Source organism: Nitrospira sp., assembly GCA_024760525.1.
GTDB lineage: Bacteria > Nitrospirota > Nitrospiria > Nitrospirales > Nitrospiraceae > Nitrospira_D.
This window is the reverse complement of record CP060499.1, coordinates 311,364-329,893: the sequence shown is the minus strand read 5'-3', so window position 1 is coordinate 329,893 and position 18,530 is coordinate 311,364. Positions and strand designations below refer to the sequence as shown.

21 protein-coding genes are annotated in these 18,530 nt (G+C 56.3%); 10 read left to right on the top strand and 11 right to left on the bottom strand.

The genetic code is table 11. The features are described from left to right. Nucleotides 1-57: 57 nt before the first annotated feature. The 3 genes from H8K04_01540 to H8K04_01530 form a co-directional block, all read right to left on the bottom strand. Nucleotides 58-354, bottom strand: a complete 297-nt coding sequence (locus H8K04_01540) for a cell division protein ZapA (protein ID UVT16276.1) — start codon at nt 352-354, stop codon at nt 58-60. Next, a complete protein-coding gene (locus tag H8K04_01535; GenBank protein ID UVT16275.1) occupies nt 347-601 on the bottom strand; it encodes a hypothetical protein in 255 nt (84 codons plus the stop codon). The genes H8K04_01540 and H8K04_01535 overlap by 8 nt, the downstream gene beginning before the upstream one ends. Nucleotides 602-665: 64 nt before the next feature. Further along, the gene (locus H8K04_01530) at nt 666-2,969 is read right to left on the bottom strand and encodes a transglycosylase SLT domain-containing protein (protein ID UVT16274.1); all 2,304 of its coding nucleotides are present in this window, start codon (nt 2,967-2,969) and stop codon (nt 666-668) included. A gap of 135 nt (nt 2,970-3,104) precedes the next feature. On the opposite strand from H8K04_01530, the gene rlmN reads away from it, so the two are divergent. The 4 genes from rlmN (at nt 3,105) to larE (ending at nt 7,840) form a co-directional block, all read left to right on the top strand. Then, a complete protein-coding gene (gene rlmN / locus H8K04_01525; GenBank protein UVT16273.1) occupies nt 3,105-4,205 on the top strand; it encodes a 23S rRNA (adenine(2503)-C(2))-methyltransferase RlmN in 1,101 nt (366 codons plus the stop codon). A 103-nt stretch (nt 4,206-4,308) separates the two neighbouring features. Further along, entirely contained in the window at nt 4,309-5,607 is a 1,299-nt protein-coding gene (locus tag H8K04_01520; protein ID UVT17826.1) for an insulinase family protein, read from the top strand. Nucleotides 5,608-5,613: 6 nt separating this feature from the next. Next, nucleotides 5,614-7,011, top strand: a complete 1,398-nt coding sequence (locus tag H8K04_01515) for an insulinase family protein (GenBank protein ID UVT16272.1) — start codon at nt 5,614-5,616, stop codon at nt 7,009-7,011. Between the two features lie 19 nt (nt 7,012-7,030). After that, nucleotides 7,031-7,840 (top strand): ATP-dependent sacrificial sulfur transferase LarE, encoded by an 810-nt coding sequence (gene larE / locus H8K04_01510; protein ID UVT16271.1) that lies wholly within the window; start codon nt 7,031-7,033, stop codon nt 7,838-7,840. 23 nt (nt 7,841-7,863) lie between these two features. Here the strand turns inward: larE and atpF are convergent, their stop codons facing one another. From atpF to H8K04_01490, 4 genes are all read right to left on the bottom strand, one after another. Then, nucleotides 7,864-8,370, bottom strand: coding sequence for a F0F1 ATP synthase subunit B (gene atpF / locus H8K04_01505; protein UVT16270.1), 507 nt, complete (start codon nt 8,368-8,370; stop codon nt 7,864-7,866). A 77-nt stretch (nt 8,371-8,447) separates the two neighbouring features. Further along, on the bottom strand, nt 8,448-8,678 hold the full coding sequence (atpE, locus tag H8K04_01500; protein ID UVT16269.1) for an ATP synthase F0 subunit C: 231 nt from the start codon (nt 8,676-8,678) through the stop codon (nt 8,448-8,450). 36 nt (nt 8,679-8,714) lie between these two features. Next, nucleotides 8,715-9,464, bottom strand: coding sequence for a F0F1 ATP synthase subunit A (locus tag H8K04_01495; protein UVT16268.1), 750 nt, complete (start codon nt 9,462-9,464; stop codon nt 8,715-8,717). Nucleotides 9,465-9,494: 30 nt separating this feature from the next. After that, the gene (locus tag H8K04_01490) at nt 9,495-9,713 is read right to left on the bottom strand and encodes an AtpZ/AtpI family protein (GenBank protein ID UVT16267.1); all 219 of its coding nucleotides are present in this window, start codon (nt 9,711-9,713) and stop codon (nt 9,495-9,497) included. Between the two features lie 165 nt (nt 9,714-9,878). On the opposite strand from H8K04_01490, the gene H8K04_01485 reads away from it, so the two are divergent. From H8K04_01485 to H8K04_01475, 3 genes are all read left to right on the top strand, one after another. Continuing rightward, nucleotides 9,879-11,354 carry an anthranilate synthase component I family protein gene (locus H8K04_01485; protein ID UVT16266.1) on the top strand — a complete coding sequence of 492 codons (1,476 nt, stop codon included), beginning with the start codon at nt 9,879-9,881 and terminating at the stop codon, nt 11,352-11,354. 16 nt (nt 11,355-11,370) lie between these two features. After that, nucleotides 11,371-12,246: an aminotransferase class IV gene (locus H8K04_01480; GenBank protein ID UVT16265.1), complete on the top strand. Its 876-nt coding sequence runs from the start codon at nt 11,371-11,373 to the stop codon at nt 12,244-12,246. Nucleotides 12,247-12,433: 187 nt separating this feature from the next. Continuing rightward, nucleotides 12,434-13,051 carry a lytic transglycosylase domain-containing protein gene (locus H8K04_01475; GenBank protein UVT17825.1) on the top strand — a complete coding sequence of 206 codons (618 nt, stop codon included), beginning with the start codon at nt 12,434-12,436 and terminating at the stop codon, nt 13,049-13,051. Here the strand turns inward: H8K04_01475 and nadB are convergent. Together nadB and H8K04_01465 are read right to left on the bottom strand one after the other, a co-directional pair. Further along, a complete protein-coding gene (gene nadB, locus H8K04_01470) occupies nt 12,984-14,618 on the bottom strand; it encodes an L-aspartate oxidase (protein UVT16264.1) in 1,635 nt (544 codons plus the stop codon). The genes H8K04_01475 and nadB overlap by 68 nt on opposite strands. 2 nt (nt 14,619-14,620) lie before the next feature. Beyond that, a complete protein-coding gene (locus H8K04_01465; protein UVT16263.1) occupies nt 14,621-15,139 on the bottom strand; it encodes a hypothetical protein in 519 nt (172 codons plus the stop codon). A gap of 94 nt (nt 15,140-15,233) precedes the next feature. Here H8K04_01465 and H8K04_01460 point away from each other — a divergent pair, with 94 nt between their 5' ends. The 3 genes from H8K04_01460 to H8K04_01450 all read left to right on the top strand — a co-directional run bounded on the left by H8K04_01460 (nt 15,234) and on the right by H8K04_01450 (nt 17,411). Beyond that, on the top strand, nt 15,234-15,329 hold the full coding sequence (locus H8K04_01460; GenBank protein ID UVT16262.1) for an AURKAIP1/COX24 domain-containing protein: 96 nt from the start codon (nt 15,234-15,236) through the stop codon (nt 15,327-15,329). Between the two features lie 30 nt (nt 15,330-15,359). Beyond that, nucleotides 15,360-15,578: a hypothetical protein gene (locus H8K04_01455; GenBank protein UVT16261.1), complete on the top strand. Its 219-nt coding sequence runs from the start codon at nt 15,360-15,362 to the stop codon at nt 15,576-15,578. Between the two features lie 93 nt (nt 15,579-15,671). Continuing rightward, the gene (locus H8K04_01450) at nt 15,672-17,411 is read left to right on the top strand and encodes an ABC transporter ATP-binding protein (protein UVT16260.1); all 1,740 of its coding nucleotides are present in this window, start codon (nt 15,672-15,674) and stop codon (nt 17,409-17,411) included. A 149-nt stretch (nt 17,412-17,560) separates the two neighbouring features. On the opposite strand, the gene H8K04_01445 is transcribed toward H8K04_01450, so the two are convergent. Then, the gene (locus H8K04_01445) at nt 17,561-17,854 is read right to left on the bottom strand and encodes a HigA family addiction module antidote protein (protein UVT16259.1); all 294 of its coding nucleotides are present in this window, start codon (nt 17,852-17,854) and stop codon (nt 17,561-17,563) included. Nucleotides 17,855-18,003: 149 nt separating this feature from the next. After that, entirely contained in the window at nt 18,004-18,369 is a 366-nt protein-coding gene (locus tag H8K04_01440) for a hypothetical protein (protein ID UVT16258.1), read from the bottom strand. Nucleotides 18,370-18,530: the final 161 nt, after the last annotated feature.

Here is an 18,530-nt window from a genome sequence, read left to right as displayed (position 1 = left end):
ATACACCCACCTATCTATACGATAACAAAGGGACTCTCGGAAAGCAAGGCGAATCCCCTATCGAAAGAGTGACGTCGGCATCTGCTCATCAATGGACTCCATCAACGTGACCATCCGTCGTTCGACATCGGCTTCCCCTTGCGTTCGTTTCTTCTCAGATTCAAAAAGCTGATGGGTAAGATTGATGGCTGTCAGCACCGCGAGTTTCGTCGGGGTCGTCGTTTTCATCCCTTCGGCCAAATGTTTCATATGATCGTCGACAAAGTGGGCCAGCCGTCGGATATAAGCATCATCGCCATCACCCGTGATTGCGTACCGTTGACCATAAATTTCGACATCGATAGTCTTAGTCAATGGCCACCTCCTTGGGCTCCTCGACACATTCAAGCAACTCGATCTCATTCATGACTTTCTCAATTCGCGCTTTGATATCGATCCGTTCTTTTTCCCATCGTTGATTCACATCGTCTTGAGCGACCAACCGCTGGCGAGCCGTCTTGATCTCATCTTCCAATAGCGCATTCTTTCGTTTGAGCTCTTGAACCAGCTTCACCAAGTCACGAATCCGAGTTTCCAGGGCATCAAGTCGATCCAACGACATTGCAACTCCTCTTTGTTTAGGCCCTATAAATTGTGGTGCACTATAAAAACTTCACAATATCTTGTCAAGAAATGGATCGTTGAATCCCAGCGAGACGCAGATATTCCTTGTAGCTGCGAAGCACCCGTTTGACGTACTGGCGGGTCTCTTGATACTGGATCAACTCAACAAACTCATCCTCGCTCCGCCCGCGATAGGTCGCCGCCCAATTTCCCACGACGATCGGTCCGGCATTGTACGCAGCGATCGTTTGGACGACATTGCCGGAAAACTGCGTGAGCAGTTGCTCCACATACCGGACTCCGATCCGGATGTTGATTTCTTGATCGAACAGATCTTCCCTCGATAGGCTCGGAAGGCGATGCTGTTGAGCCACCGCATTGGCGGTGGCCGGCATGACTTGCATCAATCCGATGGCGCCGACACGAGACACAGCTCTCCAATCATACTGACTTTCCTCTCGAATGATCGCCGCAACAAGCAGCGGGTCAACCCCGTTCGCTCCCAACATTTTGATCGTAGGGAGCAATCCGGTCGGATAGGCCGCACTCCAGAGACCGTCGGCAATCACTCCGCCGGTTCGCTCCAACTTTTCTCGGAACCGAGAACGTACCAGGCGCAACGCATGATGGTACGCGCCGACCTCGTTCAACATCATCGATAAGGCGGCCAATACATCGGGGTCACGACTATATCGATCCGTCAACGCGGCGAGCTCTCGCGCGGCATCTTGATCGAGACCAAGTGTCCTGAGTTCGACGGCCCGCCGGTATGCCGACTGCAGCTCGATTTGCGCCCGACTATGCGTCTGAGTATCTTGAACCGACGTTGAAGATATCTCCGATGCGGACTGGGTGGATGCGGCTGAGATCGGGGAGGGCTCCGTTTCCGCCTTACCGGCGGTCGACAAGCCCGATTGTTCACGCGCCAACTGGCAATAGTAGGTGAAGGGAAACCGCTGACAAAGCTGCGCGAACACTTCCTTTGCTTTCGCATCCTCGACACGGCCGTAGGAACGGGCGATCCAGTACAGCGCCTGCGGCTCAAAGTCGCTGTCCTTCTGATCGACGATCTGCTGCCATACACGGATCGCGTCACGATGGCGGTCCGTTCGGTAGAGCACCCACCCTTCCCGCCATTGTGCTTCCGTCCGTTGCGACAGCGGGTCTCCCGACTTGGCAACGAGTCGATACTTCGCAATCGATTCATCGAACCGTGCTTGGTCCTCCAGCCAGATCCCCGCAAATATGTTGATCTGCCCTTTTTGTTCCGGAGTCAGCGTTCGCTTCGGCAGCGTGCGGCAAAGATCCAACAGCTTGTCTCCCAGTCCCAGCCGTAGATAGACCCTCCCCAACCATACAGTGGCTTCGTCGGCCCGAGGGCCTTGCTCCTCGGTCAGTGCATAAAACGTGTCGCGCGCCTGATCGTACAGCTTGAGCCGAACCTGGGCGATACCCAATTTGAGTTTGGCGTCCCAGCGATTTGGAGAGGAGGGTTCCCGCGCGATATACTTTTTCAACTCATCGATCGCCTCCACATGGAGCGACTGTGCCAAGAATGCCTGCGCCCGCGCATAATGCGTGTCGGCTGGAGCTGTCCAAGACTCGCCCCCGATGTTGGTTGCCAGTAGAGTTTCGGCTTCCTTGGCCTCCTTGGTCTGGGGATACTTGACCCAGAGTTGCTTCAGCGTTTCCCGCCCCTCGGTCAGTTGATTTTCTCGAAGATAACACGTGGCCAACCGTAACCACGCCTGAGCGATCTGTGGATCCTTGTCGTTCCCATTGACTGCTTTCACAAGCCAGGCCACGGCTGCAGAGCAGTTGGAAGCGTGGTACCACGCTTCCCCGGCACGAAGCGCGACTTGGTTGAGCAGGTTGGAATCGGGAACCGCTAGCGGCACGCCTTCAAACATATCGGCTGCTTCCTTGGCATCACCCGCATGCAGCAAGGCCTCGCCGATCCAGAATCGAATATAATCGTCGAGCACAGGAAAGTCCCGTTGGGCCGCCCGAAGGTAAGAGAGTGCGCTTGCAGGGTTCCGTTCTACCAGAATGACACCGGACAGCAACCCGGCACGTTTGGCCCACTGCGAAGCAGGAAATCCCTCCATCACCTTTCGGAGACGTTCCAGCCTCAAGGCCACAACTTGATCCTTCGTCAAGCTATTGCCGAGTCGTTCCTTCGGCCAGACCGCAGCCAGAAAACAGTCCTCTGCCGAAAGACAGGTATCGGTATTTGATTGTTCCGGTGTGGCGACCTGCGCGGTATGCGCGTCGCGTGAGAACAAACCGCTGAACGCAATTGCCAGCCCTACAGCCAACACCAGGCCGACACCGACTATGGGATGAACCTTAGTATAGGCTCTCATGAAGACTCACCGACATTCACACGCGTTCATTATATACAGGGCCGTCCGCAATGGAAGAAGTTTCGAGCCCGGTGATGCCTAAGGCCGTATGCGGCTCAGCTCCCGCTATGGTAGGCTCCTGTGATCGAGGACGCGATGCCCGACATGCCGACGACCCATTCGAATACATCGACAACTCTCTTGGGTTTCACCGAGCTTCAGATGGAGAAGTTTGTCTGCGGGCAGCGCTGGCCGGCGTATCGTGCCAAGCAAATCTTGCGCTGGCTCTATCAACGTCGGGTACGGGCTATCACCGATATGACCGACCTCGCTATGCCCGATCGGTTGATGTTGTCTCGCTCTGCCGCCATCGGTCGCTCAGCTCACGTCACAGTCCTGCGGTCCCAGGATGGAACGCGGAAATTGCTGTTGGGGCTCGAGGATGGAATGACGATCGAGGCCGTCCTGATCCCGGATGAAGAACGGCTGACGCTGTGTGTGTCGACGCAGGTCGGCTGTATGTTGGACTGCGGATTCTGTCTGACAGGAAGAATGGGGCTGAAACGAAACCTCAAGCTTCACGAAATCATCGACCAAATCCTGAGCGCCCAGGATGTACTGGCTTCCGATGAACGCATCACGAATCTCGTCTTCATGGGAATGGGAGAACCTCTCGCCAATCTGGAAACGCTCAAGGCTGCAGTCACCGGTCTGACCAATAAGCCGTGGGGCCTTGGGTGGTCGCGCAGACGCATCACGGTTTCAACGGCGGGACTGGCGTCCCGCCTGAAGGAAGTCGCGGCGCTCGGTGTGAATCTTGCCGTCTCGCTCAATGCCACGACTGAAGAACAGCGGCGAGAACTGATGCCTGCCGCAAGCGAGATCGCCTCGCTGAGGTCACTCTTGGCGGCGTGTCGTCGCTATCCGCTCGCTTCCCATCAGCGACTGACGTTCGAGTATGTTCTCCTGGCAGGCGTAAATGATCACTCGGCTGATGCCCGTCGCCTGGTACAGTTGCTGAGATCCATACGGTGCAAGGTCAATCTGATTCCGTTCAATGAATTTCCAGGCAGTCCTTTTCATCGCCCATCGGAACAGGACATCCTTCGTTTTCAGTCCGTCCTCCGCGACGCCGGACTCGATGCGTTCGTTCGCAAGAGCCGAGGACGTGACGTATTCGGCGCCTGCGGACAACTCGGAGATCTCTCCGGCAACCGAACCTCCCTTACCTTGACACCCATTGAAACTCGTTGCTAGCATGGTTTTTTCGACAAACATCATGATCAGACAATCTTCCAAACGCTATTGGTTTACCCGTATTCTTGGGGCCCTGCTCGTCTTGGGCTCGACCTCCTTGTCGATGGGAGCTGAACCAAACGAATATCAACTCTCAAACGGCATGAAAGTACTGCTGATTGAGGTCCCCAAGGCTCCGGTGGCCACGGTGCAAGTGTGGTACAGAGTCGGCTCTCGAAATGAGGTCATGGGCCGGGCCGGACTCTCCCACATGCTCGAGCACATGATGTTCAAAGGCACGGCAAAGTATCCCAAAGGGTCATTTTCCCGCATCGTCCGAAAAAACGGCGGGATCGACAACGCGTTTACCAGCCAAGACTTCACCGCTTACTTCGAGAATGTGGCGGCTGATCGTGTCGGGTTGGCCTTGGAACTGGAGGCCGATCGGATGCAGGGCCTCCTTCTCGACAACGGCGAATTCCAGACCGAGCGTGAAGTCGTCAAAGAAGAGCGCCGGCTCAGGTCCGAGGACGACCCGCAGGGGGCGCTGGTTGAAGCCCTGTTTGCCCAAGCCTTCCTCAGCCATCCATATCATTGGCCTGTGATCGGCTGGTTCGCCGATATCGACGCGATGTCCCTTGAAGACCTACAGCGCCACTACGACACGTTCTACTCCCCTAACAACGCAACCCTGATCGTCGTGGGCGATATCAAGGCCGACGCCTTGCTTCCGACGATCAAGCATCTGTTTGAGCCGATCCCCAGAGGCCCCTCGCCTAAGCAAGCCCTGCCGCAGGAACCGGACCAACGAGGTGAGCGCCGTTTCATCCTCAAACGGGAAGCGCAGGTGCCGTTTGTCATGATGGGATTTCGTGTGCCCAACTATTCGAGCGAGGACTCCTATGCCCTCGACATCCTCGAATCGATCCTTTCGCATGGGAAAAGCTCCCGTCTGTACCAGAGCTTGGTCTATGAGCAGAAAAACTCCTTGGCGGTCGGGGCTGAGTACAGCTTGTTGCAGACAGATCCCGGCCTGTTCTACTTCTACTCATTGGTGAACCCCGGTGCGAAGGTTGAAGCGGTCGAAGAAGCCTTGCAGCGCGAGATCGTGCGGCTTCAGAATGAGCCGCCGTCTGATCTGGAGCTTCAGCGGGCCAAGAATCAGGTGGAAGCGTCGCGCGTCTTCGAGCAGGATTCGAATTTCCGCCATGCCATGTTGATGGGGCAAGCGGAGTCCGTCGGCGCCGGGTGGAGGCGGATCGATCAATTCGTGGAGCGCATTCGCGCCGTGAGCGCAAAGGATATCCAGCGCGTCGCCAAGCAATACCTCACCCAGGACAATCGGACCGTCGGCATTCTCGTTCCCACGCCGTCCAAGCCCCCCGAATCGAATCCCACAGCGGTCAACGAAGGAAAGTCTTAGTCGACCATGGGTAACGATTCTAGAACCAAAACGCGCTGCTCTCCCGATCAGTCATCTGTCCGAGGAAGCGCTGGAAGAGGTGCGTTAGGATGGGTCTTGTGTGCCGCGTTGTTGACCTGCGTCACGACGACAGGGTTTGCGGCGGACATTTCCCCGGCGAGATTCGTCACCCCGAACGGGATGACCGTGTTGGTGTTGGAACAGCATTTTCTCCCGATCGTTGAAATTCATGCCCTCATCAAGGCCGGCTCCGCGCAAGATCCACCGGACAAAGCAGGTGTGGCGAATTTAGTCGCCAGCCTCCTGGACGAAGGGACAGGAACGAGATCTTCTAAACAGCTGGCTGAGCAGATTGATTTTGTCGGCGGCTCGCTGGGAGCCCAAGCGGGCGAAGATTTCACGACGGCATCGGCACGCACCCTCAAAAAGGACATCGACCTCGGCTTCATCCTCCTTGCCGACATCCTTCAGCATCCGGCATTTCCCAAGCAGGAATTTGAACGGGTTCGCTCACAAATCCTTGGGGAAATTGTCAGCGACAATGACGATCCCGGGCACGTCGCCATTAAGGCGTTCAATCAGTTGGTCTTCCAGAATCATCCCTATCGTTGGCCGGTGAACGGGACCGAGGAGACACTGAACAAGATCACGTTAGCGGATGTCCAAAGCTTTTACGCTAAAGAGTATCTCCCCAACCAAGTCATCCTCACGATCGTCGGTGACGTGACGGTCGAACAAGCGACCGCGCTCGTTCAGACGCATTTCGGATCCTGGAAGAAAGGTCCCGGGCCGACCAGGTCGGTCAGGAAACCGGCCGCCATCGACAAGAAGGCCGTGCAGCTCATTGAGAAGGATTTGACGCAATCCACGATAGTGCTGGGTCACCCCGGAATCAGTCGAACCAACCCGGACTTTTACGCCGTGACCGTGATGAATCATATCTTGGGTGCCGGTGGATTTTCCTCGCGTCTCATGGATTCCATTCGGGACAAGCAGGGGCTCGCGTACGGCATTATGAGCCATTACGACGCTCGGGCGATGCCAGGCTCTTTCTGGATCAATCTTCAGACTCGAACCGAGACCACAAACCAAGCCATCAGCGGTGTCTTAGCTGAAATGAAGGCTATTCGGGAGGCCCCGGTCAGCGATCAGGAATTGGCTGAGGCCAAATCCTTCTTGATGGGCAGCTTCCCGTTGCGGCTGGATTCCACTGCCAAGTTGGCGCAGGTCGTGGCGCAAGTGGAGTTTTTTGGGCTGGGGTTCGACTATTTCAGTCAGTACACAAAGTGGATCGAACGAGTGACAAAGGACGATGTACTGCGCGTGGCGAAACAGTATCTGGATCCTCAACACTACGCGCTTGTTGTCGTCGGCAACATCACAAAGGCGAAAGTCCGCCACTAGACGGCCTGAAGTCCACTCCATGCCATCGGCTGTTCTCCAGCGCAAACTTGATCGGCTCCGAACCCTCCTGACAGAGATGGGCTCGGTGGTGGTCGCGTATTCCGGTGGAATCGACAGCACCTTCGTCCTGAAGGTCGCTCACGAGCAGCTCCATGAGAAGGCAGTCGGTATCACGGCCGTCTCTCCGACGTTCCCGTCGATCGAGTTGGAAACTGCCGAGCGGGTCGCCCAGGAAATCGGTGCCCGTTATGAAACGGTCCAAACCGATCAGCTGGCCATCGACGACTTCGTCAAGAATGACGCGAATCGCTGTTTTCACTGTAAGACGGATCTGTACCAACTTCTGGGAAGTCTGCGAGAGTCCAAGGCAGCCGCGTATGTCGTGGACGGAACCAACCTTGATGATCTCGGTGACGACCGTCCCGGCATCAACGCCGCCCGGCAATGGGGAGTCCGAAGCCCGCTCGTCGAGGCTGAACTGTCGAAGCCCGACATCCGCATCCTGGCCAAGGAACTTGGGCTTTCAAATTGGGATAAACCCGCCGCAGCCTGTCTTTCGTCGAGAATCCCGCGAGGGATCGTGATTACCAGCGAACACTTGAACCGAGTCGAAAGAGCCGAAGCTGTGCTCCAACACGAGGGATTCCGTCATGTTCGAGTCCGAAACCACGGTGAAATCGCCAGAATTGAAGTAGCGAAAGACGAACTGCCGCGGTTCATGGAAGCAGCCCGATGCGCCAGAATCAGCGCACGATTGAAGGAATTGGGGTTTAAATTCGTGACCGTCGATTTGGAAGGGTATCGGGCGGGTGGAGTCACGCTGAGCTGACTCCACCCTCAAGTTACGTGACGTTATCGCCCATAGGATTTGGAAAGCGCGTCAAGCGCTTCGTCTGCGAACTTTTTCTGATCGGCCTCAGTCAAGCTCCGCTGCACCACTTTCTCGGCTACCATCAATGCAAGCTCGGTCGTTTGGGTCCGAATGTCTTGAAGCGCCTTGCGCCGTTCCTGCTCGATCTCACGCGTGGCTTCCCCTTTGATTCGTTCCGCCTCTGCCGTCAGCCGTTGCTCGTTTTCATCGAGAAGCCGTTGGGCTCGTTCCTTCGCGGTGGCAAGGATGGCTTCCGCCTCTTTCCCCGCCGCGCTGAGTTTGGCTTCATATTCCTTCAACCGGCGCTCGGCTTCTGTTCGATGAAGCTCGGCTTGATCCAAGCTGTCCTTGATTTTCTTTTCGCGCTCTTCAAGAACGCTCAGGATGCCCGGAAAGGCATACTTGTAGAGCACAAAAAACAAAATCGCGAACGACACGATTTCCCAGAAGATCAGGGAAGAGAAAAAATGCGATTCAAACTGAGGCATAATTTAACCTAAGTGCTGTGTGCTGAGTCCTGAGCGCCGAGTGCTCTTCAGCACCGGGCATTCACCGCTCGGCACGGTTATTTGCGGAAGCCCATGATGATGAAGGCAATGACCAAGCCGTACAAGGCAATGGCTTCCACCAACGCGAAGCCGATCCACATATACTTCGTGACGCGAGCCTCTGCTTCAGGCTGACGGGCCACCACTTCGATCATCTTCCCGAAAATGTAGCCGATCCCCACACCGGCCCCGGCAAACCCTGCCGCCGCACATCCCATACCGATCAACCCTGCTGCTGCTGAATCCATTATGGCTTACTCCTCCCTTGTCTAAACGCGCACGCGCTAATGCGCGTGCTCATCATGTCCGTGCAAATGAAATGCGTCGCCCAAGTAGACACAGGTCAATATCGTAAAAATATAGGCTTGAATGAACGCGATACCACATTCCAATACGTAGATCGCCACCGTAAAGGTAAAGGGCAACCATCCGATCAACAACCCGCCACCGATCGTCAGGCCAAACAGAACCGCAAGCATGACGTGGCCCGCCGTCATATTCGCAAAGAGCCGGACGGCCAGTGACACAGGTCGTGCCAATTGACTGATTATCTCGATCGGGATCATCAAGGGCACGAGCCATCCCGGCGTGCCGGGCGGAACAAGGATGCCAAGGAACTTCGCCCCATGTAAATAAAATCCGATGGCCAAGCTGAGCCCATAGACCACGCAGGAAAACACCGCGGTTACGACGACCTGACTCGTGACGGTGTAACTGCCGGGGATCAGCCCAATGAGGTTACTGAAAAGAATAAAGATGAACAGTGTGGCAATGAGAGGGAAAAACCGCATCCCGTCTTTACCCATCGTATCCATAATCATGCTGCGAATGAAATCCGCCATCATCTCCGCCAGGCTTTGCAGCTTTCCGGGCACCAGCTTACGAGCCGATCCTGCCATCACCATCAGCACCGCCGCCACCGCAACGACGATCCACATGAAGACGACGGCTTTATTAATGGAAATGTCCAATCCGCCTAGCGAAATCGGAATCCAGTTCTGAAGTTCGAATTGATGGAGCGGGCTTTCTTCCATGATGCTTTGTGTTTTCCTTACTGATCGATACTATGTCTTCCACCGCTGGGCCGATCGATATGCATTCCTCATCCCTGTCCCAAGGCCTAACACCAGACCTCCGATCATCCCCCAAGGGGTAGAATTGAAGAGGTATGTGTCGCAGACCCACCCCAACGCACCCCCGACAATGAGCGCAGCGAGCAGATCAGTTGCGATCCGGACCGCTTGGCCGAGCCCCGCGTAAAGGGGATCTTGTGAAGGGGCCATCTAAGACCCATGGGAGGCGAGAGCACGTGAGCAGAACTCTGCCGTTGATGGGCGTGCAATTTAAGCAAAACTCCGTGAGGAATGTCAAGCCGTTACAGCCCTATCCCACCAGAAATCTCTGCGGTATAGTGAGCTCGCATTCCTGACAGAAGGAAGTCATTGAACATGCGGCGGACCGCCCCATCGTCGATCTCATTTTTGCAAGGACCTCCGTCGCCTCTCATCGTGACGCGCCCCAGCCCTTCGGCCAGCCCCTTCGAGCTGTACGCCAAAACCGCCTCGACTCGGCACCCGTCATTTCTGTTTGAGAGCGGCAACGGCAGCGGGGTCATGGGGCGATATTCCTACTTCGCCAGCGATCCCTATCTCAGGTTGTCCGGAACAGCTGAACAGTTCGTGGAACGCTCAACCCAGGGCCACATGAAAACGGGACTGGGCGCGTTTGAACGTCTGGCTCATCTTATACGGAGTCAGCAGATCGTTCGCCCTCCTGAAGGTCCGCCGTTCTTCGGCGGAGCGGTCGGTTACTTGAGCTATGATCTTGCCCGCCAGTTCGAGAAGTTGCCCTCGTTGGCCTTCGATGACTTTGCCTGTCCGGACCTGGAATTCGCGTTTTTCGATCTGGTCGCAGCCGTGGACCATGAACTCGGCCATCTGGTGCTGATGTTCTGCCCGCCGCTGGAACGGTTTTTGGGCGAGCCTCGGGAAAAGCTTCTTCGTGAAGGGAAGGATCGCCTCGCCGCTTTCGAAGCCCAGTTAACCGGACCCAACCGTGTCGAGGCGCATGATGGCGACCTCGGCAACCTCACGTTCACACCTGAGCAGCATCAGTCGGCTTATATGAGGAGTGTCCGCCGCTGCCAGGAGTACATCGCAGCCGGGGACATATACCAGGCCAACCTCTCACACCGTTTCAACGTGAGCTGTGAAGCGCTTTCTCAGGGAGACATAAAAGCCGATTTGTCGGCGTACAGCCGTCTGCGGACTTTGAACCCTTCTCCCTTCTCAGGGTTGCTCCGGTTCGATGCGGTTCGCCTCATCAGTTCCTCCCCCGAGCGGCTTGTGCGCCTCGACGGTCGTCGAGCCGACACCAGGCCGATCGCAGGGACCAGACCACGCGGGAGAGACGTCACCGACGATCACCGATTGGTTGACGAGCTGCGAGCCAATGAAAAGGAACGCGCAGAACATGTCATGCTGGTAGATCTTGAGCGAAATGACCTCGGCCGGGTCTGCCGTTTTGGAAGCGTGCACGTGGACGAACTGATGACGTTGGAGCAGTATTCACATGTCAACCACCTAGTCTCACATGTAGAGGGTGCCTTGAAGGATCACGCGACGGGTTTCGACCTGCTGAAATCCATGTTCCCGGGAGGAACGATTACCGGCGTTCCCAAGATTCGCTGCATGGAGATCATCGAGGAGTTGGAACCGGTCCGCCGCGGTCCGTACACCGGATCGATGGGATACCTCAGCTGGAGCGGTGATCTTGATTTCAATATCCTCATTCGCACGCTCGTCATGCAGCAGGGGAAAGGCTATCTGCAGGTGGGAGCGGGGATTGTGGCTGATTCCGACCCGACCCATGAGTACGAGGAGACCATCCATAAAGCTCAAGCCTTTTTCAGCGCGTTTTCATAACCCGATGTGGATCTATTTGAATAACAAGTTTGTGAGAGACGAAGAGGCCGTGATCTCCGTGTTCGACCACGGATTCCTCTATGGAGACGGGGTCTATGAGACGCTTCGTTCGTACGGCCCCCGTATCTTCATGCGAGAGCAACATCTGTCACGGTTGTTCCGGTCCGCTGAGGCAATCGGATTGACGATCCCGATTCCCCTGAAGGAGTGGGCCGATATTCTGCATGAAGCGATGGCACGCAACGAAGTCGGGACTGACCAGCGCGATGCCTACCTAAGGATCACGGTTTCGAGAGGAGCGGGAGACATTGGGTTAGACCCGTCTCTGTGCCCATCACCGACCGTTGTCGTGATGGCCAAGCCACTTGTGCCTCCGGCGGCCCATCTTTATGGAGCGGGTGTCAACGTCATCATCGCTTCCACGAAGCGGAACCTGCCGAGTGCATTGTCGCCGCAGATCAAGGCCATCAATTTCTTGAACAATATCCTGGCAAAACGCGAAGCCATTGCCGCCGGCGCATTCGATAGTATTTTGCTTAATTGGGAGGAGCATCTGACCGAGTGCACGATCAGCAATCTGTTCTTAGTGATGAACGGCATATTGCGAACACCCGCGTTGGAGTGCGGCCTGCTTGACGGCATCACCAGAGGGATCGTGATTCAGCTGGCCGGGGAACTCCAAATCCCCGTCGAAGAAGGACACTATCCTGCCGATCAGTTGCACCGGGCCGACGAGTGTTTTTTGACGAACACCAGCATGGAAATTATGCCGGTGACCCGGATAGCTCACACACCGGTTGGAGGAGGAACACCGGGTGGGATGACCCGAAAACTCAGAGAGCAATTCATTGCCGCACGAGAGCGTTTTTTGGAACCAGCCGGTTCGACATGATTTTCTGATCCTCCTGTTTTTCCAGCATCTTCCAGATCCCCATAAAGGCATAAGAACTGCATTTCCTTGACTGTCTGTTACAGGCTGCTATCGTTTGACGATGCCAATGCTCAGACGCCAAACTCACGCAATCCACAGGTGGCCCCGTATGGCGGCCTCCGGCATTCTCTGCAGCGGCTTTATCCTGATGATGGCGACCCCCAGTGTCCACTCTGAAATTTACCAATATATCGATGCCAAGGGGACCATATCTCTCACCAATGTTCCATCGGATGCTCGGTACCGCCGGGTCGACCTCCAACCGAATCGGCTGCACCCCATCATCTCGGAACAACAGTTGGAACCGATGATCAGCCGATTCTCACAGCAACATCAGCTGCACCCAGCCTTGATCCGTGCCGTCATCAAGGCCGAATCGGATTTTGATCCCCAGGCGGTATCCCGGGCAGGCGCCATCGGATTGATGCAATTGATGCCGCAGACTGCGTTGAGGTTGGATGTGCGGGATCTCTACGATCCGGAAGATAATATCGGTGGAGGAACCAAGTATTTGCGACAACTGCTTGATCGATTCCGCGGAAATCTCCCACTGGCACTTGCCGCGTATAATGCGGGGGAACATGTGGTAGACCGTTACCGAACGCTTCCGCCGATCGACGAAACCCGTCAATATGTCCGCAAGGTGTTGCGGTACTACCGAACCTTTCTTGCACGTGACCTTGCTTCAGCCGGACACGTCATCCCCTCTTCGGGATACGCAGTGCCACTATCTGCCCCTGTTTCCTCGACTCCGCCTGATCAGTAGCGCATTCGATCACACGCAATCGGCTATGCAGCTTCCACCCCGGGCGGCGAGCTCCAGGAAAATCGGAGCGATAATGGGCGCCGACGCTGTTCTCTCGCCATAATGCCGCTTCCACTACACAGTGCGCCACCTGCACCATGTTCTTGACCTCCAAGTCGGCCCGCGTCGCAAAGGTTCGGGACACCATGCGTTCCCATCGGGCAAGCTGAGCCGTGGCCCGGATCAACGACTCCCGAGAACGGACCAGCCCCACCTGCCCCCACATCGTTCGGCGCAACGAACTTCGGACTTTTTCCGCGTCCTCCAATCGGTCAACGTGGCCGCGATTCAAGCGCTCGGGGTGAGCCGTCATAGTCGGCATCGAACAGCGAGCCGCCCACGCGACAGCGGCAACACCGGCCCGCATCCCAAACACGAGCCCCTCCAATAGAGAATTGCTGGCCAGCCGGTTGGCGCCATGCACACCACTGCATGCCACCTCGCCGGCCGCGAACAGTCCCGGCAGCGTCGTGGCCCCATTGATGTCGGTCGCCACCCCACCCATCATGTAATGGGCGCTTGGAGAAACCGGGATCCATTCTTCCGTGATGTCGATATCATGCCGAAGACAGGTCGCATAGATCGTCGGGAAACGCCGTTTCACGAAATCTGCGCCTAGATGAGTCACATCGAGGTAGACATGTCGCGCCCGCGTCGCCGCCATCTCCGCCCAAATGGCCCGCGCCACGATATCCCTCGGAGCCAAGACACCAAGCGGATGATACCGTTGCATGAACAGCTCCCCCTTATTATTGCGCAACTGGCCACCCTCTCCCCGCATGGCCTCAGACAACAAGAACGGCGGGCTCGACGGCAGATACAACGACGTTGGGTGAAACTGGACGAATTCCATATCCTGTAGTTCCGCTCCCGCACGAAATGCCATGGCCATCCCGTCGCCGGTCGCATTGGGCGGATTCGTAGTCCGAGCAAAAATTTGCCCGGCTCCACCGGTCGACAGGACGACCGCTTTTGCGGGAATCGTGAATTGCTGCCCTGAATTCTCATCGAGCACGAGCGCTCCACAGCAGCGGCCTCCCTCGACCACAAGATCGACGGTGAAGTGGTAGTCCAATCGGACAATTCGCCTGTGTCTGGCGGCCTGCGCCATCAAGACACGGACCATCTCGTTTCCCGTGGCATCGCCTCGAGCCCTTAGGATTCGGCTGCGGCTGTGAGCGGCTTCTCGAGCAAAGGCAAATTTCCCTCCGGTCTTGTCGAACTTCGCTCCCCACCGGATAAGCTCTTGAATCCGATCCGGTCCCTCCTCGACCAGAACGCGCACCGCTTCACGACGGCACAACCCATGTCCCGCTTTCACCGTATCCGTCAAATGGATGGCCACATCGTCTTCTTCACTCAGCGCGACGGCGACACCGCCCTGCGCAAAGATCGAATTGCTTTGTAGAGGATGGCCTTTGGTGAGCATGATCACCCGACCCACGCGGCAGAGCTCCAATGCGGCGCGGAGCCCGGCGACTCCACTGCCGATCACGAGAAAATCCGCTTCTCGGGTGTTCGGAGGCATCGTTATCGCGGAACGTTCTGCGGCGAGAGAGGCTCGGAGGACAGCATCTGTTTCGTCTTCATCCCGAACGGTAGATCTCCCTCTACCCGGCGCAAGAGAATCGACTGTGTCCCGACCCACTGCAATCGCGCGTGGCCGCGCTGCCGCATACCGGGGTCGTTGGCATCTTTCATCCACGTCCCTTGCCAATGGACAAAGACGTCGATGTCGTCCTTTTCGATGACGACCCGTTCGATCATGAACTCAAGCGCAATGGAGTGAAACGCCTCGAAGTCCATCTCCGCCTGGCGTTGAAGGTCTTCCATCTGATCCGACGGCAACATCACGACTTGAAACCCCGGCCGATCTTTTCGTTGATAGGCGCTCCGCAGGGAGTCCACGGCCTGATCGATGCGAAGGAGCCGCTCGTGCTCCGCAGGGTACTGAATGGTTTTTGACGGGCATCCACCTACGGCCATCGCCAGCAGGATAAGCCACCCAAGAAACAAGGACGCCGACGAATGGGATCTCCAGGTATGCATGAAGGGTCAGTATACCATAGGGGCGAAAGGCGCTGTGAGCTTGCATTTTGAGCGGAAAGCTTTTAGACTCGGCCACCCTAAGGAGACACACAGCATGTCCAGCGTGTTGAAAAAACGCCGAAAGAAGATGCGCAAGCATAAGTACAAAAAGTTGCGCCAACGTCAGAAATTTCTGCGCCGAAAAAGCTAAACTCAGCCTGCATGGCGGGAGGAAGAGACCGTGGCCGAGGGCAAGAAAGTCCGCATCCGCGTACGGACGGTCAATTGCACCTACGTGGGAGACTTCTTGGTCCCTCCAATGCGGAATCGTGTCTCGGACGCGATCAACGAAGAAGCACGTCTCTTCATCAGCCTAACCGACGTCGTCATCAACGATAAGGACCGGTCGGATTTCGTGGCGATCAACAAGAACCTCATTGAGTCGATCGCGCAACTTTAGGCCTTCCGTCTCACCTCCTGTCACTCCGATAGCGTTCAACGTCGCCGTGAGCGAGAATACGATTTCGTTGCGGATCATGCCTTCTGACCAGCGATGTTGATCTTCAAGCGATTTTTGCCCGTTATTCGACCCTACCTGCCGCGTCTGATCCTGGCAGGGCTGCTGGTATCGGGCGTCGCACTCATCAATCTTACCTTGGTTCGGCTTGCGGGCATTCTCTGGGATCTCATCACCGTTCAGCGAGACGCCGACAAGATGACGCAGTCGATCGCCCTTTTCTTGGGCTTGGTCCTTCTCCAAGGAATGTGCTCGATGGGCCATAGTTACCTGTCCGCATGGGTCTCGCAGCACGTCGTCGCCGATTTTCGCAAACATCTCTTCGGCCACTTACAAACGTTGACCGTCAGCTTTTTTGCACGGCGCCGCACCGGAGAATTGCTGTCCCGATTGATGAACGACGTGACGGTCATCCAATCCATCGTCACAGAAACTCCCATCGACGGCGTCAAACAACTCGTGACCTTGGTCGGCGGCATTACCTTCCTCCTTATGATGAATTGGCGGCTGTGCCTCTTGATCTTGATCCTCCTCCCCGTACTGGTTCTGGTCGCCAAAGTCTTCGGCCGCAGATTGAAATCCCTTTCGACCTCGATTCAAGATCAGACGGCCTCGGTCAGCACCCTGGTCGAAGAGGTGATCTCCGGTATTCGTATCGTCAAATCGTTCGTCCAGACACATCGGGAAAAGGCTCGCTTTGCCGAACAGGTTGATCAAACGCTTGGTCTCACACTCCGCCGAGCAAGTATCATGGCCGTTTTCATCCCGGTAATCAGCCTCCTGACATTCTCATCGGCTGCGGCGGTCCTTTGGTACGGGGGCCGACAGGTCATCGAGGGCGTCGTCACACCGGGCGATCTTTTCGCCTTCGTCTTATTCGCCGGCATCTTGATCGGTCCATTCAGCTCGGGCGCCCGCGTGTTTGCGCAAATCAAAGAGGCACAGGGAGCGATGCAGCGGGTCTTTGAAATTCTGGATGCGCGGCCGGACATTGATGATCGAGCAGACGCTCAATCACTCGTGACAGTCGCCGGCCATGTCCGGGTGGAAGGCGTCGCGTTCAGCTACGATCCACGCCATCCCGTATTGTCCAACCTCTCGTTTGAGGCGAAGGCCGGCGAACTCGTCGCCTTGGTAGGACCGACCGGCGCAGGTAAGACCACCGTGATCAACCTGCTTCACCGGTTCTACGATCCGGCGGAAGGTCGCCTCACCATTGACGGCAGAGACCTGCGGGATGTGACGCTCGAGAGTTGGTACCGACAAATCGCGCTGGTCCCGCAGGAAACCATCCTCTTTGGGGGAACGATCCTCGACAATATTCGTTATGGCAACATGACAGCGAGCGACGCCGTGGTCTGGGAGGCCAGCAACGCCGCGCACGCGCATGATTTCATTACCGCCCTGCCCGATGGGTACCAAACCGTGGTGGGTGAAAAGGGGATCAACCTCTCAGGCGGCCAACGTCAACGAATCGCGATCGCGCGGGCCATCCTGAAAAATCCTCGCATTTTATTACTGGACGAAGCCACGTCATCGCTCGATACGGAATCTGAGCGGTTGGTCCAAGAAGCACTCCAGCATCTTATGGAAGGGCGCACGACCTTCGTGGTCGCTCACAGACTGTCGACCATTCAGCGGGCCGACCGCATATTGGTGTTGGACAAGGGCAAACTGGTGGAGGAAGGGACCCATGCGCAATTGATGGCACGTAAGGGTTTATATCACTATCTCTACACCATCCGTTTGAATGAACCGAGTCCTCCGAGTCCTTGAGGCTAAAGCCTTCCCTCGAAAAACAACTCACGTCTCGACCTTCCAGAGCACTCTCCTCACGGGACTCCAACACGTTGCGTCACGAGATCTCGATGGTGATCCGTATGTTATACGGCTCTCGCAGGCCATGCGGCCTATTCCGTCCTTCTCTAGTTCTTCGCTCGATGATGTGTCATTGAGGACTGGTACGCTTGCGACTGCTTGCTATATAGGTTCTGCAAGCCGAGCCAGAACCGAGTGGTCGTTCTGAACCTCATGGCCAATCTGGCGGCAAGGGGTGGGGTCACCGGCCGTATCCCTCCTATGAAGTTCGCGAGTTCCTGGAGTGGGACGTCGATCGAATCTGCCAAGTCGTACACAGTCACCGGAGACTGCGCCGGTTTCATGTAGACTTCCGCCAGAACTTCACCGGGATGGATCGGTTTCTCGGACAAACTCGTCATAGATCCCTTTGACCCTATACCGATACATATCGATCATTTAATTGCCTTTTGCAACCAGGAATAGTTCCTGAATCCTCTAGACGCAGCACTAAGATGACCTATAGGGGGGTTAGGCTCAACTGAAGGAGGTACCGTGTTGCAGGGCACGCTCAGTGTTCGAAATGGAACTGGCCCAGCACGGCGTGGTGCAGTTCATGGCCGCAGACTTCGAAATCCATCTTAGGACAATAGATGGTACGCGTGCGGAAGTCATAGAACCCGAGCACGACTTCCTCCCGCCGCTGCGTTTCGAGAGCGAGGCGAGGCGTCATCATGAGGGCAGATTTTCCGGTGACCTCTTGCCACTTGGCCCGTATCTGTGGCGCATCAAGAAAGACGACTCGGAGAGAGGACAGCTCGTATTCTTCACCGGATGGAGGCTGGCCCGTCATACAACCGGAGAGGGCCAGCAGAACGATGACGCTCCCGAGAATTGGCAACCCCCATCGCTGAATCGGATTGTAAACTTCCAGCATTATGGCACGCACTCCAAGCGCTCGGATCCCAAGCCCGAACCAGCAGACAGCCGGCCGTGACGGACCTGCGCTGTCTGAGAATATTAAGCGTAGCAGGGGTTTGCGCACCGTCAAGTGAACGTGTGGAGTATCACGAGCTTGTCCGCCACCATTCCCCGTCG